Here is a 26,308-nt window from a genome sequence, read left to right on the forward strand (position 1 = left end):
AGCTACTTATAGATGCACAAATTTTTAGTAAAACTGTGCGAGGAGTGAGATGAAGATATCACCGCGAGAAGAGGAATTTTAAGCAAACAAAAGCCCGAGCGGCTAGGACACTCCGGTCGGACTTTATTGTTTATTATTGCCACTTAACATAAGCGGCAAGGCGATAAGGTTAAGTCTAAGACTTTTTACCTTTGGTTTTATCTGGGTCTACCAGTAGGTGATCAAATACATGGCGAATGAACGGAGCACCTACTTTTGAACCACCGTTACCGTGCTCAATGACGACAGTCGCCACGTATTTCGGATGGTCGTACGGTGCAAACGCAGTGAACAACGCATGGTCAAGCAGGTGGTTAGCGAGCTTTTTCGAGTTGTAGACTTCGTCTTTGCGCAGGCCAAACACCTGTGCGGTACCCGATTTACCACCACTGCTGTATTCCGCTCCTTTGAATGCGCGGCGACCTGAGCCATGAGTCCCATTGTTTACTAAGCGCATCGCGTTAATTGGAATATCCCAATACTCATCAGGGACACCTTCGATAGGAGGTAAGTCTTTTGGCGTGACCTTGACTTGGTTTTCAAAACTTTCACCATGCTCAATCACGGCTTTGAGTAGATGCGGGGCTTTCATTTCTCCATGGTTAATGAGGAAGGAAGTCGCTTTTGCAATTTGCATTGGTGTTGCCGTCCAATAACCTTGCCCAATGCCGATAGGCACGGTATCACCTTGATACCAAGGTGTGCGGTGGCGTGCTATTTTCCACTCTCGAGTTGGCATGTTGGCGCTACTTTCTTCGTAAATATCGATACCCGTAGGCAAACCAAAACCAAATTGGTTCATCCATGCAGAAATTCGGTCAATACCAAGGTCAAAAGCGGTTTGATAGAAGAACGAATCAACCGATTCCTCAATGGCTTTGGTGACGTCAACATCCCCGTGGCCCCAGCGCTTCCAATCTCGCCATGCTTTTGAGTTAGGTTTCGAGCCAGGAATGCGCCAAGTGCCATGATCGTTACGTACGGTATTTGGTGTGATTACGTGCTCTTCGAGCCCAGCCACTGCCATAAAAGGTTTTACGGTTGAAGCGGGTGGGTAAACGCCCAATGTAGTGCGGTTAACCAAAGGGTGAGCTGGATCGTTCAACAGAGCGCTGTAGGCTTTGCTGGAAATACCGTTCACAAATGGATTCGGATCGTAGCTTGGGCTAGATGCCATAGCGAGTACGCTGTTGTCACTTGGGTCGAGTACGACTGCGCTGCCTTGACGATGGTCTAGCTCTTTATAGACATACTCTTGCAACTCAATATCTAGGTTCAACACTATGTCTTTGCCTGGAATAGGCGGCACATATTGGATGGTACGGATCACTCGGCCTCGGCTATTTACTTCGACTTCTTCGTAGCCTTTGGTGCCGTGTAGAGTGTCTTCGTAGTAACGTTCTACGCCTAGCTTTCCGATGTTTTGTGTTGCTTGGTAGTTCTGTAATTTGCCTTCTTCATCAAGGCGGCGTAAGTCTCGATCATTGATATGAGAAACGTAGCCCAATACATGCGTTAACTCTGCACCATAAGGGTAGAAGCGCTTGAGATCGGCGGAGACAAAGACGCCATCAAACTCAAATTGGTGGACTGAAAAGCGCGCTACTTGTTTTTCATTAAGCTCATTCATGATCGTAACAGAGCGAAAGCGGCGAGTATGTTTATAGCGCTTTTTAAAAGATTTGACTTGTTCCGGTGTGATATCGATGTAATGACGCAACTTTTCAATCAGTGCATCCGGATCGCCTGCTTGTTCGGGGATCATATCAAGATTGTAAATGGGGCGGTTTTCCGCAAGCAATACGCCATTTCGGTCGTAGATGAGGCCGCGAGTAGGCGCAATAGGCAGTATCTTGATTCGGTTATCGTTAGAGCGGGTTTGGTAGTCTTTAAAGTGATTAACCTGCAAGTTGTATAGGTTGGCGACCAGCCCTCCTAATAAAATGACCATGCCAATAAAGGCGACGATGGCACGGTTCTTAAACAACCTCACTTCCTGGGTATGATCTCGAAATTCGTTTCGCTTACGTAACATGAATAGCTCTTTTGATGCGGTTTCAGTTTTCTGTTTGCCCCAAGAGAGGGAAAAGACTGTGGAATAAGTCCTGTTACAAATGGTTACATTTGAGGCGGAGCTACTGTAGCGGGCTTTATCTCTCGTTTTGTAAGAGCAATGTCAGGGATCGATTGTGGCAAACCAGCTTTCTTGTATGCGTGAATCACCGCGCCTTTTCTTAAGAGTGTAAACGTTGATACATATAAGTGTCATAAGTCGTATTTCTCTTTCTAATTAACTCCAATTGTGCCAATTATATTTGTTTCAAGCTGTGATTTTATTTTTGTGGAAACGTTTACACTAATTTGAATTTGATCACGGATCTGGATCGGTTTTGATTGGTAGACTTTTAGCCAGTTAAGAGATGAGCGAATTTGCTTGGTGATCAGGCTCAACCAATTTCCAAGTATCGAGCAGCAAAAGTGGAGAAGCAAAAGTGAAAGTTCTTGTCACAGGCGGTATGGGGTACATCGGCAGTCTCACATGTGTCCAGATGATTGAAACTGGTATGGAGCCAATCATTGTCGACAACTTGTGTAATGCCAAAGTGGAAGTGTTAAGCCGCATTGAAGCGCTAACTGGTAAGCAACCGGCTTTCTACCAAGGCGACATTCGTGATGAAGCCTTTTTGGACTCAGTATTTGCCAAGCATGACATTCAAGCTGTGATTCACTTTGCTGGCCTGAAAGCGGTGGGCGAATCTGTCGCGAAACCATTGGAATACTACGACAACAATGTGAATGGCTCATTGGTGTTGGCGCGCAGCATGCGTAAAGCAGGCGTGAAAAGCATTGTATTTAGCTCATCGGCAACGGTTTACGGCGATCCTGACATTGTGCCGATTACGGAAGACTCTCCAACGGGGGCGACCACTAACCCATATGGTCGCAGCAAGTACATGGTGGAAGAGTGCTTGAGTGATTTGTTCAATGCAGAAAATGACTGGAGCGTGACTTTGTTGCGCTACTTCAACCCAGTTGGTGCGCATCCATCGGGCACCATGGGTGAAGACCCTCAGGGCATCCCGAACAACTTAATGCCGTTTATCGCGCAAGTGGCAGTAGGCCGCCGCGAAAAACTGTCGGTATTTGGCAACGACTACCCAACGCCGGATGGCACAGGCGTGCGTGATTACATCCACGTGATGGATTTGGCTGATGGCCATATCGCAGCGCTGAAATCAGTCGGTGAAAAAGCTGGTTTGCACATTTACAACCTAGGCACGGGCAAAGGCTCTAGCGTTCTTGAGATGGTAGAAGCGTTTGCAGCGGCTTGCGGTAACCCAGTGCCTTACGAGCTTTGCCCTCGTCGCCCAGGTGACATTGCAGAATGCTGGGCAAGTACAGATAAAGCGGAGCGAGACCTTGGCTGGAAAGCGACCCGCAGTGTTGCGGAAATGACGGCAGATACGTGGAAGTGGCAGTCAAATAATCCACAAGGTTATTCCCCTGCGTAATTGAAGCTGCAACGTTGTTGCCTACACTTTCCAATTCCAATCACATAGAAAACCTATGCTCATGGATATTGGAAAGCTTGCCGCCTAGCTGCAACTCCAATTTCATTGGGGAATGCAGATGAAAGAAATTTTAAAAGTTGAGTAAGTAAGATGTCGAATGTTGAATTTAACCCAGTGGATCACCCACACCGTCGTTACAACCCACTAACGGGTCAGTGGATTTTGGTGTCACCGCATCGTGCAAAACGCCCTTGGAGTGGCGCTGACGAGAAACCTGCAATTGATGAGCTACCAAGCTACGACGAGAAGTGTTTCCTTTGCCCAACCAATGAGCGTATTTCTGGTGATGTAAACCCAGATTACCAAGGCACGTATGTGTTCCAAAATGACTTTGCAGCATTGATGGTGGACTCTCCAGATGCGCCTGAGTCAGACAACCCACTGTTCAAAACGCAAGGTGTGCGCGGTTTGAGCCGAGTGATTTGCTTCTCGCCTGATCACAGCAAAACTTTGCCTGAGCTACCGGTCGACAAAATTCGTGGCGTGATTGACACGTGGAATGACCAAATCGAAGAGCTGGGTAAAGACTACGTTTGGGTTCAAGCATTCGAGAACAAGGGTGAGACCATGGGTTGTTCTCAGCCTCACCCGCACGGTCAAATCTGGGCAAACAGCTTCTTACCAAACGAAATCGAGCGCAAAGAACACAACTTAAAAGCTTACTACCAAGAGCATGGCAGCAACTTGCTGGTGGATTACGTGCAAGCTGAACTTAAAGATGGTTCACGTACCGTGGTTGAGACCGAACATTGGGTTGCTGTTGTTCCTTACTGGGCGGCGTGGCCATTCGAAACCATGCTACTGCCTAAAACGCACATTCGTCGAATGAGTGAGCTAACCGATGATCAACGTGATGACCTTGCGGTTGCAATCAAAAAGCTAACCAGCCGTTACGACAACCTATTCCAATGCTCTTTCCCTTACTCAATGGGCTGGCATTACGCGCCATTCTTTGAAGAAGGCACCGATATCGACCATTGGCAACTGCATGCGTTGTTCTACCCGCCATTACTACGTAGTGCAACGGTTCGTAAGTTCATGGTTGGCTATGAAATGCTGGCAGAAAGCCAACGCGACCTAACAGCAGAACAAGCGGCGCAGCGTCTGCGTGACCTAAGCGATGTGCATTACAAAGAGCAATAAACCAATTAATGAATAACCGGAGTTATCGCTGGTTTTACCTAAAACTCGGTCAAATTCTCTTTTATTTGTGAGTGGAGGGCTAACCCCCTCTGACTCCCCCTTATTAAGGGGGAGGACTAGCCGAGCAAATACGAAACTGGAAATCAGCACTTAACACCGGTTACACCAATACCAAATTTATAATTTAAGAGAACGTCCCTATGTCTGATCTAATCCAAAATGTGAAAACTTCTTTTGAACAAGTGCTGGGTTACGCGCCAAGCCACATTATTCAAGCCCCTGGTCGTGTAAACCTGATTGGTGAGCACACTGATTACAACGATGGTTTTGTACTGCCATGTGCGATCAACTACCAAACCGTTGTGGCGGCTGCGAAGCGTGAAGACAACCTAGTGCGCGTGGTTTCTGTGGATTACGGCAACGCCGTTGATGAATTCGATATCACGCAAGAAATCACATTCCAGCAAGACAAAATGTGGGCGAACTACATTCGCGGTGTGGTGAAGTGTCTTCTTGCTCGTGGTTACCAATTCACTGGTGCGGATATTTCTGTTAGCGGCAACGTGCCTCAAGGTGCGGGTTTAAGCTCGTCGGCAGCGTTGGAAGTGGTGATTGGTCAAACCTTCAAAGTGCTGTTCAACTTAGAAATCAGCCAAGCGGAAATCGCGCTAAACGGCCAACAAGCAGAGAACGAATTCGTTGGTTGTAACTGCGGCATTATGGACCAAATGATTTCGGCAGAAGGTCGTGAAAACCACGCTATGCTGTTGGACTGTCGTAGCCTAGAAACTGAAGCGGTATCGATGCCTGAAGACATGGCCGTGGTGATCATCAACTCGAACAAAAAACGTGGCTTGGTAGACAGTGAATACAATACACGTCGTGAGCAGTGTGAAGAAGCGGCGCGCATTTTCGGTGTGAGAGCACTGCGTGATGTGACCATTGAACAGTTCAACGAGAAAGTCTCTGAGTTAGACGAATTGGTCGCAAAACGTGCTCGTCACGTAATCACAGAAAACGACCGTACGGTAGAAGCAGCACAAGCACTTCGCGCACATGACATGAAGCGTATGGGGGAACTGATGGCCGAGTCTCACGCTTCTATGCGTGATGATTTCGAAATCACAGTCAAAGAAATCGATACGTTAGTTGAGATGGTGAAAGAAGTGATTGGCGAGCAAGGCGGCGTGCGCATGACAGGCGGCGGCTTTGGTGGTTGTATCGTTGCGATTGTACCGCCAGCATTGGTTGACGAAGTGAAAGCAACGGTAGAAGCGAAGTACCAAGCAGCAACGGGTCTAAAAGAATCCATCTATGTGTGCCAAGCAAAAAACGGCGCTGGTTTAGTCGAAGTACTTTAAATACAAAATTGCTTTAAGTTCAAAGTGCTTTGAGACGCAGTAGGAGCGAGAGATGACTGAGCCATTAACTATCACGATGACACAGCAGGCCGCCTTTGATGGCGCGCCTGCCAACGTGGTCGAACTGAAAAATAACACAGGTATGAGCGTTACCTTTATGGATATTGGCGCGACATGGCTGAGTTGTCGTTTACCTTTGGCGAATGGGGAGTTGCGTGAAGTACTTCTCGGAGTGGGGACGATGGGGAGTTTCATGCAGCAACAGGGTTACATGGGTGTCACTGTTGGTCGCTACGCAAACCGCATCGCCAATGGTCTTTTTGAAGTGAATGGCGAAGCATTTCAAGTGTCTACCAACCAAGAAGGTAACTGCTTGCATGGTGGTGTGGAAGGTTTTGATAAACGTCGTTGGAAGATTGAGTCTCAGTCCGAACAGCAAGTGACGTTCTCTTTGCTGTCTGAAGATGGCGACCAAGGTTTTCCGGGCAATCTAGAAGTGCAAGTGACGTATACGCTGACTGATGATAACCAAGTGAGCATTGCGTACTTCGCTAAGACAGACAAAGCGACACCAGTAAACTTGACCAACCATGCCTACTTTAATTTATTGGGTTCAGAGGCGGATTTGGATTGCCGTTCTCACCGTTTAACCATCTCAGCAGAGCAATATCTACCAACCAATGAGGCCGGTATTCCTTTGGAGACATTGCAAGATGTAAAAGGAACGGGCTTTGATTTTAGAAATGAAAAGTCAGTATCGGAGCATTTCTTACAAGATGAACAGCAGATTGCCGCCAAAGGGTATGACCATAGCTACCTATTTGATGTTCATCGTGATGTTGCAAAACCGGTTGCGCTGGTGGTTTCTCCAGATGAAAAAGTGCACTTGTCGGTGGTGACCAACAAACCTGCGATGCAATTGTATACGGGCAACTGGTTAGCGGGTGCACCAAATCGTCGTGGTGGGGAATACCAAGACTACTCGGGCTTGGCGTTAGAAACCCAGTTTTTACCAGATTCGCCAAATCATGCTGAGTGGGCGCAGCCAAGCTGTATTCTTGAGCCTGAACAAGAGTACCGCTTCTGCACCACTTATCAGTTTGCTTTCTAGGTAGACTGAGCATTTTCGAGCTTTTGGATTACAGTAGGCTTTTTGTTCACAGTAGGTCAAAAGCTCATCGAAAGTTGGCAAAATAACGCTCTCTACAAACACCCAAAAAGAAAAAGCTCTGTCACATCGGTGGCAGAGCTTTTACTTTGTAATCTGTTTTGGCATTGACTAGCGCGATATTCTAAAGACGGACCACCGAATTACGGCGCACTAAAGTCGGGCTAAAGATGATGGTGTCATCTTCCACTTGTTCATCACGCGATAACGCTAACGCCAAGCGTGCGGCACGCTCTGCCATCATTTCGATTGGGTAACGAATCGTGGTTAAACTTGGGTTGACGAAGCGAGCAATTAAGCCATCGTCGAAGCCAACCATAGACACTTTTTCTGGTACGTCGATGCCGTTTTGGTCTAATGCCGCCAGTGCGCCTGCTGCCATGTAGTCGTTGTAAGCCACCACGCCAGTGATTGCGAGTGATTTGGTCAGCAGATTGGTCATGGCTGTTTCGCCGCCGTCACTGTTTGGCTCGCCATATTCGACATAGCTTTTTGATAGCTCAATATCGTGATCTTTCAGTGCTGCTTGGTAACCTTGTAAACGCTCGTCGGTATCTTCGATGTCATGGGATGAGGCGATACAAGCAATCTTGGTGTGACCATGACGAATCAAATATTCCGTCGCTAAGTATGCCCCCTTGCGGTTATCAAGAGAGATACAACGCTCTGCCAACTCTGGGATATGGCGGTTGATCAACACCATGCCTTTAACTTCTTTGGCGTAGCCAATCAATTCTTCATCTGATAAGCCTTTAGAGTGGATCACAATCGCCTCACAGCGGCTATTAATCAGCAACTCTAGCGCTTGGCGTTCGTCTTCTGGGTTGTGGTAGCCATTGCCAATCAGAATGTGCTTCCCATTTTCTCTTGCCACGTTATCAACCGATTTGACCATGGTGCCGAAGAATGGGTCAGAGACATCGCTTACCAGCACGCCCATCGTATTGGTACTTTGGCTGACGAGTGCACGTGCTGCTGCGTTAGGGCGATAGCCAAGCTTACTCATCGCTTGCGTCACTGCATCGATAGAAGATTGGCTTGCTTTCGGTGATTTATTGATCACGCGAGAGACGGTCGCGACCGATACGCCGGCTTCTTTCGCGACATCCTTGATTGTTGCCATGAGGAACCTTTCGTTGGCTAAAAACGTTAACCTGAGTATTAAACACCCATTGTGTAATAAGTGCAATTTTAACAGTTGGTTACTTTCTAAAGTGCGATCTTTACCTCTTGTAATTATTAATCTTACTGATAGTGTAAACGTTATCTTTTTAGTAAAGTTTTACTGGAGTTTTAATAAATGGAAACGATCGCTTACTCAGACTTTGCAAAGTTAGAAATTCGCACCGGAAAAATCATCGAGGTGGCGCGCCACGAGAATGCAGACAAGCTGTACATTGTGCAGATCGATGTCGGTGAGAAATCCCTGCAAACGGTAACGAGCCTTGTACCGTACTACACAGAAGAAGAGTTGATGGGTAAACAAGTGGTAGTGTTGTGTAATCTAGCAAAAGCTAAGATGCGTGGTGAAACCTCTGAGTGTATGTTGCTGTGCGCTGAAACTGACGATGAGTCGGAAAGCGTATTACTGACACCGGAACGCGTAATGCCTGCCGGGGTAAGAATTGTTTAGCGTTAACAGATAAATATTATAAATCTCTATGTATGACACCTCATTTTATAACCATTAAGCTTAAGTGATATGCAACATAAGTTATATTTTCTTGATTAATATTATTTAAAATTATGATGTTTAAGGGAATTATAATGAAAGTCGCAGTGTCTTCTTTATCATTGGCTGTGGGATTAGTTGTTTTGTCATGCTCTGTTCAAGCCAACACAAACATAGGTAGATATGTTGGAGTTGAGGTGCACAATACTGTCTTGATATCCCTAAATCAACAGTTAGTGACCTATCCTCCAGCACGGGATTTGGCGTAAGTTTTGGTGTTGAACGAGCTTTAACTCAGCAGCTGAGTTTTGCCTTAGAGGCCGAATATATGAATTTCGGCTCGTTTGATGGTATCGCTACTATTTCGGATGGGTTTACGACGAAAAAAGTTAAGATCGAAATCGATGCATATGGGATTAACGTAAATGTTAAGCCGAAATACTACCTTCCGGGAACAGGTTTTTATGCTGGCGCGATCGCCGGAATTGGAGTGTTAGGGGTTGACCTCACTCTTGACGGGGTTGCTGATGACGGAAGCAATGTCGGCTTTAACTATGGTGTAGAAGCAGGATACGAGTTCATGTCTGGATTGATGATTTCAGGTGGTTATCGAGCCTCTTCTGTATCAATTGAAATTGAAGGTGATGCTGGTGATATTGATTTCGACTTCGAAAGCTTCTATGTAGGTCTAGATTACAGGTTCTAACTTGGTGTCAGCTAAAAAACAGTAACAAAAGGGAGCGGCTAGGCTCCCTTTTTAATTAGGTTATCGATCACTTCATAATGATGGACCTGCACTCCAGCAAGGTTGCCATATTTAGGCTGGTGGCGATCATTTTCTTTTGCATGCTGCCAACCAATTGTATGGTGGACAAAGTGTTCAGCAAAGGCGTGAGATACTTCCAAGCAACCAGCTAAAACAGTATCGACATAGCTTTGCATGATTGGGCTGAGTGAACAGGGCGGTAGAGGATCATTTTTGACGTAGACCCAAATGCTGTACTCTCGGTTAAACGAGACTTCAGCTTCGATTTGCTCAGGGCGAATTTGAATACGGTGATAACCACGCTCGCGTCGGTCAAAATCCGCTAGCGCTTGATCGTCGACTTCAAGCAGCACGCCATTGACTTGCCCTTCGCCTTTATTCACAACTAGAGGGGACAGGATATAGCTGTCATCGACTTTCCCCCAATAACGCACTAATCCATGAGCAACTACCGGGATGGCTTCTCCAGTTTGCCCCGTTAACTTACGTGAGGCTGAATTAATTAAGCTGCCATAGCCAAATATATACATCTCGATTGCTTCCCTTACTTCGACGAAATCATTTCTACCTGTTATACCTAAACAGTACTCTCCAAGCAACGCAGGGAGCATCGCTTTTACCTAGAAAGGATAGTTTAAAATTATAACATGTATTTTTTATGCATGTTTGTGGTAAGATCGCTGGTGTTGAATTTTTGGACAGTACCTAAAGGTACTTGAGGGCATCACAATGCTGAATATCACCGATAAAAAAGTGGAAGAAAAAATCCCCGCATGGCTGCGACTCGGGTTTAGACCCTTTTTCCTGTTTGGCTCTATCTACGCCATTATCGCGATTGCGATATGGGTATGGATGTTTCAGACCGGACAGCCAAGCGCACTGAGTGTTCCTGCGTTGTGGTGGCATGTACATGAAATGTTGTTTGGTTTCTCGATGGCCATCGTGGTGGGTTTTGTGCTGACTGCTGTGCAAAACTGGACTGGTATCAATGGCACCAAGCATTACACGTTATTGGCTTTGTTTGCTTTATGGTTGGCACCAAGAATATTACTATGGACACCAGCACCACTTTGGTTAACCAGTAGTATTGAAGCACTATTTTTGTTGTTTGTAGCATATGAAGTAGGCATTCGTGTATACCGTGCTAAAGGTTGGCGAAACCTATTTTTTGTCCCGCTATTCTTACTCGCAATCTTTGCGAATTTTGCCAGTTATGCCACGGTGAAGGGCATGCCTCCATTCACGTCATCGGCGGTATGGCAGGCGATGCTTTGGTGGTTCACGTTATTACTATCGGTGATGGGGGGACGAGTGATTCCTTTTTTCACTGCTCGTCGTTTTAACTTCGAAAAAGCTCAGCCACTCATGTGGTTAGATTGGCTAGCAAACCTACCTTTGGTCATGTTGTTTGTGTTGAGCTTCTTCCCGGTAACTTTTGCTGAACTTGGTAAGCCACTGATGCTGTTTGCCGGAGTCGCGCAATTGGTTCGATTCCTACGTTGGAAGCCTTGGTTAACCCTAAGTGAGCCACTTGTGTGGTCTTTACATACGGCATATTTGTGTCTGCCTTTAAGTCTTATCTTGCGGGGTGGTTGGGACAACGCATTTGCCAGTCACAATTTGATTCACTTGTTTGCGATTGGTGCACTGGGTGGATTGATCTTAGCGATGATTGCTCGCGTCACTATGGGGCACACAGGGCGCATGATTTACAAAGGTCCGAATATGAGTATCGCGTTTATTGCGATTATTGGAGCCGCGTTAACGAGAAGTTTGGGCGTTATTTTTGACCCTTCAAATATGCTCATTTGGATCGATGTGAGTGCCGCATTGTGGATCCTCGCCTTTGGTATGTTTGTATGGCGTTTTGGTATTATGTTGCTTACTCCACGAGCGGATGGGCACCCTGGCTAGTTTCAGGAAGTCTTGAGTATTCTCCATGAGAAAGGGCTTGGATTATTGCCAAGCCCTAGGGGCTGTTTATCTTTCGCTGCAAAAGCCAACTCGAAAGGTCAACAACCCCTAGTATTTATATGTTCCCTTCATTAAAGTCTTTTTGGAAATACAGAACTTTTTGTAAGTAACGTCTTGCTTCCCCTTTTGGGTGTTGAGTCGTTAGAGCCTGATAAACTTGAGTTGGATTTAGGCTATTGAGTTCGTTCATCGCGCGCTTTCGGTCACTATCAAACGTCGAAAGAACGCCACCAGTGCCACCGTTGTACGCGGAAATCATACTGAAGTGCTTGGAAGTTGGGTGCTTTACATCTCGCAAGTAGCGGTTTTTCAATATATAGAAATATGCTGCACCGGTATCGATATTGTTTGCTGGATCGAATAAATACTCTTTGGTCGGAATTCCGGGTTTGTTTTTCACCAAGTTAAATACGTCAGCACCAGCGGTTTTAGGAATAACTTGCATCAAACCGTAAGCTCCGGCATGAGAAACTGCGTAAGGATTAAAGCTGCTTTCCGTCTTGATCACGGCGAAAATTAGATCTTCAGATAACCCATATCGTTTCGCTGCATCTTGAACCAGGCCTGCGTATTGGTACTCGCGCTGCTCTAAGTGGTCCTTTACCATGGTAATTTCAACATAATAAGCACTACCACGCTTGATGGTTTTTTTTTGCAACCTGTTGTCGATCAAATAGTCCGCGTAGCGATTTGCTCGCCATTCCCATTCAATTGGTTTGCCATCATGATCCAAAACCTGCCCAAGTAAGAAAGGTTTCCCACGCAGCACAGCCTCTTTATCACTAAAGAGCTCGGCATGTGCAGGGTCTGCAGGCATCAGTAACGTTTGTACAATGGCTTTTTGTAACTTTTCGGTTGGTTGATATTGAGAAATCGTTGAAACATAAATCTTACCCGCCTCAAAATCGATGTGAGCGCGAGTGCTATAACCATCAAGGTATTTCACATAGCGATGTTTACCGGCCTCAACAAATTCATCCTCACCCCAACGATCTTGAGCGAGCTTTTTGATATGTGCTAATAGCTTAGCGATATCACTGTCATTTGAGGTCGGCGGAGAAATCGGTGGTTCATAAGCGCTGCAATCACACGGTTGTGTTGGTTGCTGTTGGTGAGGCCCTTCTGGGCCAAGTGAGCAGCCTGCTAATAACAGCGATAGCAGCAAAATAGTTTGTTTCATCAGAGTCCATAGTTGGCTGAAGTTGTAGATTACTCGTGATCTACATAAAGGAATGAAATGATAGAAAAATGTACTAACACCATGAAATTAAAAAAATTTGTGGTATCGATAAATGGAAAATAGCTCGGGAGAAGTAATGGCCTCTTTCGAGGCCAAAACTATTGGATCAATGCACTACAGCATCAGGAAGGTGACTGATCGCTTGAGGTGGGGTTTCTGGTTTCGGTAGTTTAAGGCCAGCTAACATTGTTAGGGCTGTGCTACTGATTCCACCTGAGTATGTTTTGATTCCTTCAGGACTGGTACTTGATGTTTCACCAACATTCCAGAGAGTAAAGAAATCGCTCAAGTCGTGGTTAGCAACGTAAGAGCTACAAAGCATCATCAAATCACCACCGCTAAGGCCAGTGGCTTGTGCACTACAGTAGTTCATACCTTCATCACCTTGTGAATCGCCACGGGATTTGCGATGCATGAACTTAAACATGTTCCATCCTTGGTCATGATTGTAGATGCTTGGCTTTTCAGTTCCTGATGAATACCAATTGTCGATGATGAAGTTATCTTGAGCCCAGATTTTTAGCTGTCCGAACATAACCAAACGTAAACCCGCATCGCCATGGCTCCAAGCATGACCGCTGTTTTGCTCCAGCCAGTATGGGGCTTTTTGGATGTCAGCTTCGATACGAACCATTTTGCCATTGACTTGCTCTTGCATGTATAGGGCAAGCAAATTGTTAGTTACTTCAGTGCTACCAGCAGCTGTAAATGGCGCTGAGGCTAAGTTGTGACCTACCTCATGCCACAGTAACCAACTAGCCAGAGGTTGTAATGGTATGTTCTCATTTTGGGCATTAAAGCCACTGTTCATTACTGGATAACCTGAATGTGCAGCACCAATCGAGATCTGTACGTCATTGACGAATCGGTGGCGGAATTCAGCGAGATCTTTGTAGGTAAAACGTCGATGCTTGCCCTCAGTTGTTACTTCATCTCGACCATAGAAATCACTTGCAGCTTCAGCAAACTGATTCATTTCTTCACTGAACTTTACAAGATCCGCGTTGGTTAAGTTCTTAACGGCCGTTGTATAAATGAAGCTCCCCGTGTCCACTTCTGCGATTGGGGCGGTACTCTCTTCAATCGAGTGCACCCATTTCCCTTCTTTCCACCATGCCGCTTTTTGTACGCCATCGAAAGTGAATGTCGCTATTGCATTATCTGCAGAAGCAGAGCTTATTGGTTTAACCGTGATAAGCCCCCCGTAAGGAACGGTGAACTTGGTTAATCCCCCATCGTGGGCAAAGTTCATTTGCATTCTAGGTGGACGATTTAGACGAGTCTCATGTTGAGGCTTACCTGTTAAATCATCGGCCATCATTACGGTGATGTTAGCTTGTACGCCGCCTGTCACAGTGACTTCTTGTAACTGTGGCGCCCAAAGTCCTGTTGATTGATTGTTTCCTGCAGAGAAGGTTACAGGGGAGCCCGCGGTTTTAATATCAATCGAAACAGAGGATGCCTCTCCTGTACTTTGACCAGGGTACGCTGATGTATCCACTATAATGTCGTAGTCCCAGAATGAGCGCCCGAGCATAATGCGAGTCAAAGGCTTTTCAGTATAGTTCAATGGGTAGCTAGGGTTCATTTGCCCTAATAGTTCACCTTCACCGTGAATCATCTTGTGCTCAATCAGTTGAGCCTTTGATGAGTCAGGACAAGCCCCACCGTTACCATGTTTATTGTTTGTGTAGCAATTCAGGTAGTTGACTAGAGTTTCAAAACCGAGCTCATCTTGAACGTCCTGATCGTAAGCATAATCATTGTTGTTCCATAACCATACTGATAGGTTGTCATAGGTTTGGTTCAGCTCTGTGGTAGATAAACGAATACCTTTGTCGCCTTTAGTACGGTAGTAAAGTTCATGATCCATCAACGCTTGGATATTGGTGCCTAAGTTTGCTGCTTTCACCATGCTATCCACTACGTCTGGGCTTATTTGGTAACGATCGAAGTCTTTTCGCCAATAGTTTCCACGAACAACGACACCATCACCTTTGCGAATTTCGATACAGTCGATTTCGTATTCGTAATCATGACTACAGATTGATGTATCTGGAAACGCATTTTGCAGTTCAGCAATCGCTGCTGCTGTTTCTTGCTCATTTTGTACAAAAATACGAGCATGTTTTGTTTCCATGATTGGTTGCCCAGATTCGTCTAGCATTGGTTTTCCATTGCTATCAAGTTTCTCTACTTGATATTGAGGAATTTCAAGGCTTGGCATATCAATTGGCGGAGCCCAAGTTATCGAGCCGTCATCATTGACTTGGTAAGGGCGCTTGCCATTGACATCTGGGAATCGCTCTAGTACGACCATGTCATAGCGGCTACGTACATGAAGGTTCGGATACATGCTTTGGCAGTAGTATGATGAACCGCAGAAAGCTTGGTTAGTTGGCGTCACGTTACCGCCACCAATAGACATACCAGCTGCATCGGCTAGACGTCCTAAAGGTTCAGGGTTTAGCTTTTCGTCGATGGCATCCATAAATATCACGCTGCCACCATCATTGATAAAGTGGATGAGGGTGGTGATATCTTCCTGAGTTAGGTTTGCTTGATCTAAATCCGCGATGTAGCGATGAGTCATGCCATCACCGAGAACTTTCGGTTGATAACCTTGAAGAATAAGCAATGGTGTTTCTGTGATAGAAAGCGCCTCAAAGCCACCTTTACTGATTTTATCGACTGCGGAAAACCCGTATTCTGGGCTAATAAAGAAGTCATATTGAGTGCCGTGAGACACATTACTTCTTGCTGCCGCAGCTAGGTCGATATTGGTAGCAACACGAATGCCACCATTGTTCAAATCAGGTGCGAGCCATTGGAACAGATTACTGAAGAAGCGTTTCATGCTGCCATGATCGTTTCTTGGGTCATCGGATAAATCAACAGTGGTTGTACAAGAGTAAGCGGTACTGTCAATACGCAGTGCGTCGTTCGCCCAGTAGTTGTTTGGGCAAGACAGGATACTTGGGTACAAGCTGTTGCCCATAAACACCACTTTGCCTAAGCCGATCTCTCCAGCTGTAACAAATGGAAAGCCGAAGGTGGCGTTGTCTTTTGAAACTTTAGGGATGGCTGGCATTTCAATGTCAGGCCAGTTTGCGATGTATGGCTTACCTTCTCGTGTCCAGGCTTGGGCTTCGTCAAAAGCAATTTGTCGGTTAATGTCGGTGCGTGGCATGACAATTGGGAACGCACGGTTTGACATATTCAACATACGCATTCCGCGCGTGTAACCTGTTGCACCATAGAAACTGCTGTTATCGTTGAAGACATGGAAAGTCGTGACGCCGTCAAAGATTGCTTTGAGTGAGTTGGTCACGTATTTATCATCATTCAGAGAAAAGACGACTGGTGATCGATTTGCGACAACTGATGTCTTTTTCAAAGATTGATCAATAAGCGCAGTAAGTCCCTGTTCAAATTGCTTTTCAAATTCATTAGGCAAGCTGAAAGAGGTACCTTCTAACTTTCCACCATTCGGTAGGGTAAGTTTGATCAGTTCATTGATGACGTTCGGGTATTGTGAGAAGACGTCCCGTACTTGAGCACCAATCGTGATCTGTTCGCCACTTGCTTCGCCATAACGCTGCAATAAAGCTTGGATGTTCGCTTTTACTACAGGATTTTCTGTCACATCGGCAAGTTGATAACTTACCTTGTTACCGATAACGGAGCCAAACTCAAAGGTATCAATGCCAAATGTGAGTGAATCCCCCCACAAATACTCAAATTCACCATTCGCATCTGTTACCCCCGTTGAGTGTGCGGAGAAATAGCTGATTCCCACAATCGGCAGTCCATGAGCGTCAGTTAATGTACTGCGAGTTAATACTTGAGCCTCTACACTTGGCTGATATGTCAAACTGGCTTCTGCATTAGATGACACAAAGTCACTGTTCAAATCGTTATCACCACCAGATACCGCAGGAACCAAATTAGGATCTCGGTGTGAGCTCGGTGCTTTACCTACGTCGTCAGTAGACTCTTCACTTTTAGCGGCTAAAAACGCGCCTACGGTTTCGTCTGAATCGAGTGCAGCTGAGTTATAGATCCCGGCAATATCGATGCTGTCCATCTTGTTAAGGCAGACCTGTTGTGACTCTGGACAAGAGGAGATCGACTCCAATACTTTCGCCGCATTATCACCTTTACCGATGACGTTGGTGAGCTCAAAGGCAATGGGAACTAATGCATCTGAGTTGAGGCTTTGGCTCTTGTGATCGGGAGCGATGAAGCTTCCGAGTTCTATTGAACTGGAATCGAGTGATTCTAAGTAACAAGTAAAGCTGTCACCTTCTGTCGTATTAAAGTGACCCTCTAAGAGTGATTGCCCGTTGCAGCTCACATCGCCTTTTAATGGCTTGTTTGATGCTGTCAGACTAGCTTTGTAGAAGGTGACTTCCATACCTTCATCGGGGTTCACACACTCAGGTGCGGTGCTGTTTTCATCGCAGGATGCTGTCGGAAGATGAACCTGAGCAATAACGGTTGTCTTTGTGCTTAACTTCCCATCGCTGACCGTAACATCAAATTGATAATTGCCTTCATGCACCGGCGTTGGTGCGAAAGTAAGAACGCCTGATTGAGTGATCGAGACAAATTCTGGCGAGTTATCAAGTGAGAAGCTCAAACGGTCCCCATCTTGGTCAGAAGCGATGACTTGGTATTCAAGCGTTTGATCGGTGAAAGCGGTGATCGGTGCTATTGATTGAACTATAGGAGCATTGTTGTCATTACCTGGTTCATCTTGATCACTAACGTGAATGGTTAGATTACGAGATGTGATAAGTGAGCCATCACTCACTAGTACCTGACTATGATAACTTCCTGCATTTGAGTTGTTTAGTGGCTCTATATATAGCAGACCATTTTCTGAGATGGAGACAAAATCAGGCGCATCTTTTAAAGAGTAAGTAAGTACATCATTATCTTTATCCGTCGCAAGAACTTGATAAGTTGATGGTCGTTGGACCTTGGCTTTTAGTGCAGGGATAGGGGCGACCACCGGAGCATGATTTATCAAGTCTGGATCTACCGGTGTCATGCCTAAATGCACGGTTACTTGAGTATCAGCGGTTACGTCGAATGTGCCGTCACTGACTATCACTGCAAGCTCATAAGTGCCAATATCAGCCGCAGTTGGCACGAAGCTCATAAGCCCTTGGCTATCAATCGATGCCCAAGAAGGTGCTTGGTTTAAAGAGAAGCTTAGTTGATCACCATTGTAGTCTTTAGCACTGACTTGATAGTTCGATGCGATATCTGCCTTAACATCGATTTGCGCATCAACGGTGAGCTCAGGAGCGAAGTTAGGTTGGAAACCGCTGTCATTATTACACACTGGATCAGTCGTATCTTCAGGGCAAGATGCTGTTGGTTGAGCAAACACATTGAGCTGAATTTGGGTGGTTACCTTTGCTTTACCGTCTGAGACGCTGATAGAAAATTGATACTGGTCTTGGTCTGGTTCTTTTGGAGCAATAGTGACTAAGCCAAGTTTATCGACAGACACAAAATCGGGCGCATCGTTCAGTTGATAGCTCAGAGAATCACCGTCTCTATCGGAGGCAACAAGTTGGTAAGTTACCTTATGATCGACCAGCGCAGTAAGCACAGGAACTGACTCTACACTAGGTGGGTGATTCGACGAAGGCGGCTCTACTGAAGGAGGCTGACTACTCCCTGAGTCGCTAAAGCAACCAGTAAGCACCATAGATATGATGGTTGAAAGTATAAGTTTTTTAGGCATTTTTTATTTTAGTTATGAAGGAAAATGCGCATTCTATTCGAATTAGTTTAAATTAAAATATGCTAGACGGTATGTGTGGCTAAATTACAATTGTTCATACGATAAAAAACTTTTTACCAATCATATTTGTTTTTCAATCAATAACTTGAATCTAGTTGCTCACAATAGAAAAAGCCTGCGAGGTGCAGGCTTTGTATTAGGAGAGTCCAATTTAACTTACTTGTGAGAGGCTAACGACTTTTTGTTGCAGCTTCTCTTTTAGATATTCTGCCAGTACGATTTTCTCCTCTTCGTTCATGTATAAACCAAGTTTTGTACGACGCCATAAGATGTCTTCATCGGTTAGCGCCATTTCGTGATTCATCAAGTAATCAATTTCGCGTTGATATACGCCGCTTGCTTGCTCTGAGAAGCAGTGGCCAAGATCTTCTACGTTGTTAGTGCCTTCCATCAAATCCCAAGTTTGTGTACCAAACTGAGTCACATAGCGCAGCAACATCGCTTCTGATGCCCACGAGTATTTCGCATGAATCATCTTCGCCAGTTGCTCGCGGCTGCAACTGAAGTTACCGCCAGGAAGGGTTTGGTTTGCCGTCCAGTCTTTACCCATTTCAGGTAGGAACGGGGCAAGTTTCTTCATTGCCGCTTCACCAAGCTTACGGTATGTCGTGAGCTTGCCGCCGAACACTGAAAGCAAAGGTGCGTGGTCGTATTCAGCGTCCAGTTCTAGTGTGTAGTCACGTGTGATCGCTTGCGGTGAGTCAGACTCATCATCACACAACGGACGTACACCACTGTATGTCCACACCACGTCTTCGCGGCTTAGCTGGTGGACAAAGTGTTGGTTAACGATATCGATCAAGTAATCGACTTCATCTTCGGAGATCGCGACTTCACGCGGATCGCCTTTGTATTCCACATCGGTTGTACCAATGATCGAGAACTTATCTAAGTAAGGGATCATAAATACGATACGGTTATCTTTGTTTTGTAGGATGTAGGCTTGCGGCTCGTTGTGGATACGAGGAACAACGATGTGCGAACCTTTGATCAAACGAATGTTGCGAGGGGAGGTTTGCTCTAATCCTTCATCAAAGAACTGTTTCACCCATGGACCAGCTGCGTTAACCAGAGCTTTCGCTTTACGTTCGAAACGTTGGTCTGTGGTTACGTCATGAATAGTGACATGCCAAATGCCGCCTTCACGGTGCGCTTTTTCAACGCGGCAGTAGTTGCGAACTTCTGCGTTATTCTCTTTTGCAGCCAGAACGTTAAGTAAGACTAAGCGCGCATCGTCTACCCAACAATCTGAGTATTCGAAACCGGTTTTCATTTCAGGTTTTAAAAGGCCTGATTTTGCTAGGTTGACGGTTTTGCTGCCTGGCAGTGTGGTGCGTCTACCCAAATTATCGTAAAGGAACAAACCACAGCGGATCATCCAAGCTGGGCGTAAAAATGGACGATGAGGTAAACGGAAGCGCATTGGCAGAGCCACGTGTGGTGCTTTACGTAAGATCACTTCACGCTCAGCGAGCGCTTCCGAAACCAAACGAAATTCATAGTGTTCAAGGTAACGTAATCCGCCATGGATCAGTTTTGAACTTGCAGAAGAGGTTGCCGATGCGAAGTCGTTAGCTTCGTACAAACCGACGCTTAAACCACGGCCAGCAGCATCTGCAGCAATACCGGCTCCGTTAATGCCGCCACCGATCACGATCATATCTAGAGTAGGGGATGAATTCGTCGTGGAAGCATTTTGTTGAATACTCATAAATTTGACCTCTTGTGAGCGAACGAGCATTTTAGAACATAAGTTTATCCTAGCTTAGGTTTCGTTTGTGGTCATTATTTATTTTCGTTTATGAGCGTTTTGTGTGATTTGGGCACAAAAAAACCTCTGCCTAATTAAGACAGAGGTCATTTATGCGCGTAAATAGTGAGTGTAAACGCTATTCGGCTTCTACTCTTTCTATTTGTGTATCAACTACTTCGAGCGGAACCGAGGCTTCTCTTAGAATAGCGAGAATCTCTTCTGGTGGTTGTTTGTTGGTGAACACCATGTTCAATTGTGCGATATTGCCTAATTTTACCATGGCATTGCGACCAAACTTCGAATGGTCAACCGCAAGGAACACACTGCGACTGTTATCAATAATGGCTTGTTTTACTCGAACTTCGTGGTAATCAAAGTCCAATAGTGAGCCGTCAAAGTCGATACCACTGATGCCCAAAATGCCAAAATCAAGGCGAAATTGTTTGACGAAATCGAGGGTCGCTTCACCGACAATGCCGCCGTCACGATTACGAACTTCACCGCCAGCTAAAATCACCTTGATTTCTGGGTTCGGTAAAAGAATGGTGGCAACATTAATGTTGTTGGTCACCACGCGAAGCTGTTTGTGGTTTTTATTAAGCGCTCGAGCGACGGCTTCTGGTGTAGTGCCAATATCAATAAACAAGGTGGCGCCGTCAGGAATATGTTTTACTAACTCTTCCGCAATCACATCCTTCTCATTGAAGTTAAGTGCTTTACGCGTGTTGTACGACGTGTTCTCTGAGCTAAGAGGAATGGTTGCACCACCGTGGTAGCGTCTAATTTTGTTTTCATCCGCGAGGTCATTTAGGTCGCGACGAATGGTTTGTGGACTAACATTAAACTTTTCTACCAGCTCATCCGTGCTGACATATCCTTGTTTTTTCACCAAATCAACGATCTGTTGGTGTCTTGGTATTTGCTTCACTTAGCACTCCCTTGTGCACTGGCAACGACCAATGCTTCAAAATCGAAAATAGAAACTTGCTCTATTGTGCTCGAATTAGCGCATTGTGAGAAGCTGTGGGAGTGTGGAATCCGCGATCGAACGCAAAAAAGAGCGCCAATTCGGCGCTCTTTATGATTAATCTGGAGGAAACTAATCGTTTATCAGAAATTAATCGTCTTCGTCGTGAAGCTCAGACCAGGTTTGAGCACACTTAACTGCGCGCTTCCAACCTTTGTAACGACGGTTACGTTTTTCTTCATCATCGTGTGGTTCGAATGTGCGATCGAGCACCGCTTTGTCTTGCAGCTCATCAATGCTATTCCAGAAACCAACCGCTAGACCAGCTAGGTATGCTGCACCCAAAGCAGTCACTTCAGTTACTTGAGGACGGTGAACTTCGGTGTTGAGTACGTCTGACTGGAACTGCATTAGGAAGTTGTTCGCTACTGCGCCGCCATCAACGCGCAGGTTCGCGAGCTTAATGCCCGAGTCTGCTTGCATCGCATCCAGCACATCACGAGTTTGGTAAGCGATGCCTTCCAAAGTTGCACGGATAATGTGGTTAGAGTTTACGCCACGAGTTAGACCGACAATCGTACCGCGAGCGTAAGCATCCCAATATGGTGCGCCTAAGCCAGTAAATGCAGGAACAACGTACACACCGTTGGAAGAATCCACTTTGGTTGCAAAGTATTCTGAATCTTCAGCGCCAGCCAGGATCTTCATTTCATCACGTAGCCATTGAATTGACGCGCCACCCATGAATACCGCACCTTCAAGAGCGTAAGCTGGCTCGCCTTTTGGACCACATGCTAGGGTAGTCAGTAGACCATTTTTCGAGGTTACTTTCTCTTTACCCGTGTTCATCAACAAGAAACAACCTGTGCCGTAGGTGTTCTTCGCTTGACCTGCTTCTACACACATCTGACCGTAAAGCGCTGCTTGTTGGTCACCTGCAATACCAGCGATTGGGATACGAGTACCGCCTTTACCACCAATGTTGGTTTGGCCGTAGATTTCTGATGAGCGTTTTACTTCAGGCATCATCGACGCTGGGATACCCATTTCATCCAGCATTTTCTGATCCCAGCATAGGTCGTTGATGTTGAACAGCATGGTACGCGAAGCGTTAGTGTAATCCGTTACGTGAACACGACCTTGTGTCATCTTCCAAACCAACCAAGTATCAACGGTACCGAATAACAGTTTGCCTGCTTCAGCATCTTCACGCGCACCTTCAACGTTATCTAGAATCCACTTCACCTTTGTGCCAGAGAAGTAAGGGTCTAGAACCAGACCAGTGTTGTCACGAACGTAATCTTCCAGTCCGCGTGCTTTTAATTCTTCACAAATATCGGCAGTACGGCGACATTGCCATACGATCGCGTTATAAACCGGTTTGCCCGTTTCTTTGTTCCATACAATTGTGGTTTCACGTTGGTTGGTAATACCGATACCTGCAAGCTGGTCGCTACGGATACCTGTTTTCGCAAGTGCTTCAACCAAAGTAGAGCTTTGAGTTGCCCAGATTTCCATTGGGTCATGCTCAACCCAACCAGCCTCTGGATAAATCTGAGTAAATTCTCGCTGAGCGACGCTTACGATATTCGCGTCATGATCCAGGATGACAGCACGAGAGCTTGTCGTGCCTTGGTCTAGGGCAACAATGTATTTTTGCTCAGTCATGGTAAGAATCCTTTTGTTTCGTTATTTATATTTTAGTAAATGTTCGAATTGGTAGGGGTTAAGCTTGCGCTTGTTCTGCTTCTTCTTCGGTCTCGCACTGGTTAGGGATAGTGCAGCCATGACCTTGTTGTGGCAGATACGCAGCAATCGCTTTCGGGTACAACCAACCACCGAAGCAAGCACCTGCGATAGGAGCAAGAATTGGAACAATAAAGTATGGGATTTCACGCGCGCCAGTCAATGCGTAATCCCAGCCTGCAAAGTAAGCAAACAGCTTAGGGCCGAAGTCACGAGCAGGGTTCATCGCAAAGCCAGTCAGTGGGCCTAAAGAACCACCGATAACCGCAATGAGGATACCGATCAGTAGAGGGTTCATCGCGCCGCGAGGTGCGCCATTGTTCTCATCACCAAGAGCAAGAATGGCAAACATCAGCACTGCAGTAATCACGAATTCCACAGCAAAAGCGCCAAAGAAAGAGAGAGAAGCGTGTGGGTAAGTCGAGAAAATGCCCGCCGTTGCTAATGCGTCTTGGCTGCTACGAACGAAGTTGTGTGCGATTTCGTAATCCGTAAAAAGGTTGCTGTACAAACTGTAAACCAAAGCGGCAGAGCAAAATGCACCTAGCATTTGCGCAACGATATAAGGCACAACTTTCGCCTTATCAAATCCATGGAACATCGCTAGCGCGATAGTCACGGCAGGGTTGATGTGTGCTCCGGATACGCCCGCAGTACAGTAAATAGCAATGGCGACACCAAAGCCCCATACAATACTGATTTCCCATTGACCAAATTGAGCCCCGGTCAAAACGAGTGCTGCGACACAGCCTACGCCAAAAAAGATAAGTAATCCTGTACCGATAAACTCGGCCAAACATTCTCCGAGCAGTGAGGGGTGTTTGTTCGTTGTCATGTTAAGAGTCCTTTAATATTTATGCTTATCTAGCACGGTTCTATTGTGCATATATAAACGTTTGCGAAAACAAACGAGCGTCAAAAGTGAGCGTTTGAGCATAAATTTGTTAATCAAACTCTTCGTTTTTGTTAATTGACGCATCTTTTGCTCAAAAAGGAAACTCGATAAAACGAATTATGGTCTTCAATTTTGCTTTGATGGACTAAAACTACCGATGTGAAAATCAATGCACAAACTGGTAAGAGGAGTTTTGTGAAGCTGCTTCGTGAATGGTGGTAAATTGCTCAGATTATTGGTCGAAAACTAACCCTAAAGAGCTAGCTAACACTAATGATGATAAGGGATTGCTGATATTCATTCACTCGTTGCCCAGAGCTGCGCCATCACTAAGAGATAAGACGTTTATCCGTGGTTGATAAACCGTCTTTTACTCGGAAATTCGCTTTGAATGCACTTTGGGAGTGGTTGGTTGATGTCGGTCCTAATTGTTAACGTTGTGACATTGTTGCAACACGCCATATTGACGCTTTCATTACTTAAATCACGTGTTTAATCTCTTCCATCTCTACCTTTTATCCATTTATGTGGTCATTTGAGCACTTGGTTTGCTTAAGATAGCAGTGATTTTGTTCGTTTGCGCACTTCATGCTCTATATGAACAGTAACGGAATGTGGGGGAAATGGAAGCGCTGTCTAATTAAATGCTTCTAGTCTACTGTATTTACTGAAATTTAATTCCTATGCAACATTTATCACAGAAATAAAAATCGTATTTCATAAAATGCACAGACTTTCGAACGAAACTTTGCTTTGCTCGTTCGCGACTTAAGGCTCCCTACCATCGCTCACTATATTAATGAGGTTCCTATGTTTGGAATATTCAAACCCAAGGCGCACATCGATCGCTTATCGTCCGATAAGATCGATGGCACTTATTCCCGCTTACGTTGGCAACTCTTTATCGGCATCTTTGTCGGTTATGCCGGCTACTATCTGGTTCGTAAAAACTTTAGTTTGGCGATGCCTTACTTGATTGAGCAAGGGTTCAGTCGTGGTGATCTTGGTGTTGCTTTAGCTGCGGTATCTATTGCTTACGGTTTATCAAAATTCTTAATGGGCAGTGTCTCTGACCGCTCGAACCCTCGTTACTTTTTAAGTGGCGGTCTATTAATGTCAGCGCTTGTGATGTTCTGCTTCGGTTTTATGCCTTGGGCTACGGGCAGCATTACCGCGATGTTTATTCTATTGTTCCTAAACGGTTGGTTCCAAGGTATGGGATGGCCTGCCTGTGGTCGAACCATGGTTCACTGGTGGTCACGTAAAGAACGTGGCGAGATCGTATCGGTTTGGAACGTGGCGCATAACGTAGGTGGTGGTTTGATTGGTCCACTATTTATTCTTGGCCTTTGGGCATTTAACGACGATTGGCGCACCGCTTTCTATGTACCTGCATTTTTTGCCACGCTCGTAGCTGTCTTTATTTGGTTCACCGTAAGAGATACACCGCAGTCTTGTGGTCTTCCGCCAATTGAAGAGTACAAAGACGATTACCCTGACGATTACGACAAGTCACACGAAAAAGAAATGACGGCGAAGGAAATTTTCTTCAAGTATGTCTTTTCTAATAAGTTGTTGTGGTCAATCGCGATTGCGAACGCGTTTGTTTACCTGATCCGCTATGGTGTGCTGGACTGGGCGCCGGTGTACCTAAAAGAAGCGAAGGACTTCTCGGTTGATAAATCTTCTTGGGCTTACTTCCTATACGAGTGGGCGGGCATCCCAGGTACGCTATTGTGTGGTTGGATTTCAGACAAGCTGTTTAAAGGTCGTCGTGCTCCTGCCGGTATTCTATTTATGGCGTTAGTAACCGTAGCTGTGCTGGTTTACTGGTTCAACCCAGCAGGTAACCCAGCAGTCGATATGATGGCCTTGGTTGCAATCGGCTTCTTGATTTACGGTCCGGTAATGTTGATTGGTTTGTATGCTCTAGAGCTTGCTCCTAAGAAAGCGGCGGGTACGGCTGCGGGTCTAACGGGTCTATTTGGTTACTTGGGCGGTGCGGTAGCGGCAAACGCGATTCTTGGCTACACGGTAGACCACTTTGGCTGGGATGGCGGTTTTATCATCCTCGTGGGTTCATGTATCACGTCTATCGTTTGTTTGACTTACGCATTTCTTGGCGAGCGCGCTCACCATGAAAAAAAAGCGCGTGAGAAAGAAGCTTTGGCGTCATAAAACCTTAAAGAGG

The 26,308-nt window shown here is 45.7% G+C and carries 17 protein-coding genes; 8 read left to right on the forward strand and 9 right to left on the reverse strand.

What is annotated here, in order from left to right; all coding sequences use genetic code 11:
* Positions 1-175: 175 nt before the first annotated feature.
* Positions 176-2,074, reverse strand: a complete 1,899-nt coding sequence (gene mrdA, locus BSZ04_RS11605) for a penicillin-binding protein 2 (RefSeq protein ID WP_088880437.1) — start codon at positions 2,072-2,074, stop codon at positions 176-178.
* 457 nt (positions 2,075-2,531) lie between these two features.
* Here mrdA and galE point away from each other — a divergent pair, with 457 nt between their 5' ends.
* The 4 genes from galE to galM all read left to right on the forward strand — a co-directional run bounded on the left by galE (position 2,532) and on the right by galM (position 7,226).
* On the forward strand, positions 2,532-3,551 hold the full coding sequence (gene galE / locus BSZ04_RS11610; protein ID WP_088880438.1) for a UDP-glucose 4-epimerase GalE: 1,020 nt from the start codon (positions 2,532-2,534) through the stop codon (positions 3,549-3,551).
* A 150-nt stretch (positions 3,552-3,701) separates the two neighbouring features.
* Positions 3,702-4,754, forward strand: coding sequence for a UDP-glucose--hexose-1-phosphate uridylyltransferase (locus BSZ04_RS11615; RefSeq protein WP_047481565.1), 1,053 nt, complete (start codon positions 3,702-3,704; stop codon positions 4,752-4,754).
* A 200-nt stretch (positions 4,755-4,954) separates the two neighbouring features.
* Complete coding sequence (gene galK / locus BSZ04_RS11620; protein WP_088880439.1) at positions 4,955-6,115, forward strand: galactokinase; 1,161 nt, start codon at positions 4,955-4,957, stop codon at positions 6,113-6,115.
* Between the two features lie 52 nt (positions 6,116-6,167).
* Complete coding sequence (gene galM, locus BSZ04_RS11625; RefSeq protein ID WP_088880440.1) at positions 6,168-7,226, forward strand: galactose-1-epimerase; 1,059 nt, start codon at positions 6,168-6,170, stop codon at positions 7,224-7,226.
* Between the two features lie 181 nt (positions 7,227-7,407).
* Here the strand turns inward: galM and BSZ04_RS11635 are convergent, their stop codons facing one another.
* Positions 7,408-8,406 carry a substrate-binding domain-containing protein gene (locus tag BSZ04_RS11635; protein ID WP_038885172.1) on the reverse strand — a complete coding sequence of 333 codons (999 nt, stop codon included), beginning with the start codon at positions 8,404-8,406 and terminating at the stop codon, positions 7,408-7,410.
* 177 nt (positions 8,407-8,583) lie between these two features.
* On the opposite strand from BSZ04_RS11635, the gene BSZ04_RS11640 reads away from it, so the two are divergent.
* Both BSZ04_RS11640 and BSZ04_RS25405 read left to right on the forward strand, forming a co-directional pair.
* Complete coding sequence (locus tag BSZ04_RS11640; RefSeq protein WP_088880442.1) at positions 8,584-8,916, forward strand: tRNA-binding protein; 333 nt, start codon at positions 8,584-8,586, stop codon at positions 8,914-8,916.
* Positions 8,917-9,283: 367 nt separating this feature from the next.
* Positions 9,284-9,661 carry an outer membrane beta-barrel protein gene (locus BSZ04_RS25405; RefSeq protein ID WP_338063138.1) on the forward strand — a complete coding sequence of 126 codons (378 nt, stop codon included), beginning with the start codon at positions 9,284-9,286 and terminating at the stop codon, positions 9,659-9,661.
* A gap of 38 nt (positions 9,662-9,699) precedes the next feature.
* On the opposite strand, the gene BSZ04_RS11650 is transcribed toward BSZ04_RS25405, so the two are convergent.
* On the reverse strand, positions 9,700-10,251 hold the full coding sequence (locus BSZ04_RS11650; protein WP_088881587.1) for a gamma-glutamylcyclotransferase family protein: 552 nt from the start codon (positions 10,249-10,251) through the stop codon (positions 9,700-9,702).
* A 199-nt stretch (positions 10,252-10,450) separates the two neighbouring features.
* On the opposite strand from BSZ04_RS11650, the gene BSZ04_RS11655 reads away from it, so the two are divergent.
* Positions 10,451-11,635 (forward strand): NnrS family protein, encoded by a 1,185-nt coding sequence (locus BSZ04_RS11655; RefSeq protein WP_010449927.1) that lies wholly within the window; start codon positions 10,451-10,453, stop codon positions 11,633-11,635.
* Between the two features lie 115 nt (positions 11,636-11,750).
* Here BSZ04_RS11655 and mltC read toward each other — a convergent pair whose 3' ends face one another.
* The 6 genes from mltC to BSZ04_RS11685 all read right to left on the reverse strand — a co-directional run bounded on the left by mltC (position 11,751) and on the right by BSZ04_RS11685 (position 24,057).
* Complete coding sequence (mltC, locus tag BSZ04_RS11660; RefSeq protein WP_088880443.1) at positions 11,751-12,875, reverse strand: membrane-bound lytic murein transglycosylase MltC; 1,125 nt, start codon at positions 12,873-12,875, stop codon at positions 11,751-11,753.
* Positions 12,876-13,041: 166 nt separating this feature from the next.
* Positions 13,042-18,696 (reverse strand): SslE/AcfD family lipoprotein zinc metalloprotease, encoded by a 5,655-nt coding sequence (locus BSZ04_RS11665; protein WP_420823189.1) that lies wholly within the window; start codon positions 18,694-18,696, stop codon positions 13,042-13,044.
* 211 nt (positions 18,697-18,907) lie between these two features.
* Positions 18,908-20,467, reverse strand: a complete 1,560-nt coding sequence (gene glpD / locus BSZ04_RS11670; RefSeq protein WP_088881588.1) for a glycerol-3-phosphate dehydrogenase — start codon at positions 20,465-20,467, stop codon at positions 18,908-18,910.
* Positions 20,468-20,645: 178 nt separating this feature from the next.
* A complete protein-coding gene (locus tag BSZ04_RS11675; protein WP_071235359.1) occupies positions 20,646-21,437 on the reverse strand; it encodes a DeoR/GlpR family transcriptional regulator in 792 nt (263 codons plus the stop codon).
* Positions 21,438-21,626: 189 nt separating this feature from the next.
* Positions 21,627-23,144 (reverse strand): glycerol kinase GlpK, encoded by a 1,518-nt coding sequence (gene glpK / locus BSZ04_RS11680; protein ID WP_038885178.1) that lies wholly within the window; start codon positions 23,142-23,144, stop codon positions 21,627-21,629.
* 58 nt (positions 23,145-23,202) lie between these two features.
* Positions 23,203-24,057, reverse strand: a complete 855-nt coding sequence (locus BSZ04_RS11685; protein WP_010449920.1) for an MIP/aquaporin family protein — start codon at positions 24,055-24,057, stop codon at positions 23,203-23,205.
* Between the two features lie 870 nt (positions 24,058-24,927).
* On the opposite strand from BSZ04_RS11685, the gene glpT reads away from it, so the two are divergent.
* Positions 24,928-26,295, forward strand: coding sequence for a glycerol-3-phosphate transporter (gene glpT / locus BSZ04_RS11695; protein ID WP_088880445.1), 1,368 nt, complete (start codon positions 24,928-24,930; stop codon positions 26,293-26,295).
* The last annotated feature ends 13 nt before the right edge of the window (positions 26,296-26,308 follow it).

The sequence above is a fragment of the Vibrio rotiferianus genome (assembly GCF_002214395.1).
Taxonomy (GTDB): domain Bacteria; phylum Pseudomonadota; class Gammaproteobacteria; order Enterobacterales; family Vibrionaceae; genus Vibrio; species Vibrio rotiferianus.

Coding starts and splice junctions, on each gene's coding strand:
- mrdA (WP_088880437.1), bottom strand. CDS start 2,074: ATGTTACGTAAGCGAAACGAATTTCGAGATCATACCCAGGAAGTGAGG.
- BSZ04_RS11615 (WP_047481565.1), top strand. CDS start 3,702: ATGTCGAATGTTGAATTTAACCCAGTGGATCACCCACACCGTCGTTAC.
- galK (WP_088880439.1), top strand. CDS start 4,955: ATGTCTGATCTAATCCAAAATGTGAAAACTTCTTTTGAACAAGTGCTG.
- galM (WP_088880440.1), top strand. CDS start 6,168: ATGACTGAGCCATTAACTATCACGATGACACAGCAGGCCGCCTTTGAT.
- BSZ04_RS11635 (WP_038885172.1), bottom strand. CDS start 8,406: ATGGCAACAATCAAGGATGTCGCGAAAGAAGCCGGCGTATCGGTCGCG.
- BSZ04_RS11640 (WP_088880442.1), top strand. CDS start 8,584: ATGGAAACGATCGCTTACTCAGACTTTGCAAAGTTAGAAATTCGCACC.
- BSZ04_RS25405 (WP_338063138.1), top strand. CDS start 9,284: ATGAATTTCGGCTCGTTTGATGGTATCGCTACTATTTCGGATGGGTTT.
- BSZ04_RS11650 (WP_088881587.1), bottom strand. CDS start 10,251: ATGTATATATTTGGCTATGGCAGCTTAATTAATTCAGCCTCACGTAAG.
- BSZ04_RS11655 (WP_010449927.1), top strand. CDS start 10,451: ATGCTGAATATCACCGATAAAAAAGTGGAAGAAAAAATCCCCGCATGG.
- mltC (WP_088880443.1), bottom strand. CDS start 12,875: ATGAAACAAACTATTTTGCTGCTATCGCTGTTATTAGCAGGCTGCTCA.
- BSZ04_RS11665 (WP_420823189.1), bottom strand. CDS start 18,696: ATGCCTAAAAAACTTATACTTTCAACCATCATATCTATGGTGCTTACT.
- glpD (WP_088881588.1), bottom strand. CDS start 20,467: ATGAGTATTCAACAAAATGCTTCCACGACGAATTCATCCCCTACTCTA.
- glpK (WP_038885178.1), bottom strand. CDS start 23,144: ATGACTGAGCAAAAATACATTGTTGCCCTAGACCAAGGCACGACAAGC.
- BSZ04_RS11685 (WP_010449920.1), bottom strand. CDS start 24,057: ATGACAACGAACAAACACCCCTCACTGCTCGGAGAATGTTTGGCCGAG.
- glpT (WP_088880445.1), top strand. CDS start 24,928: ATGTTTGGAATATTCAAACCCAAGGCGCACATCGATCGCTTATCGTCC.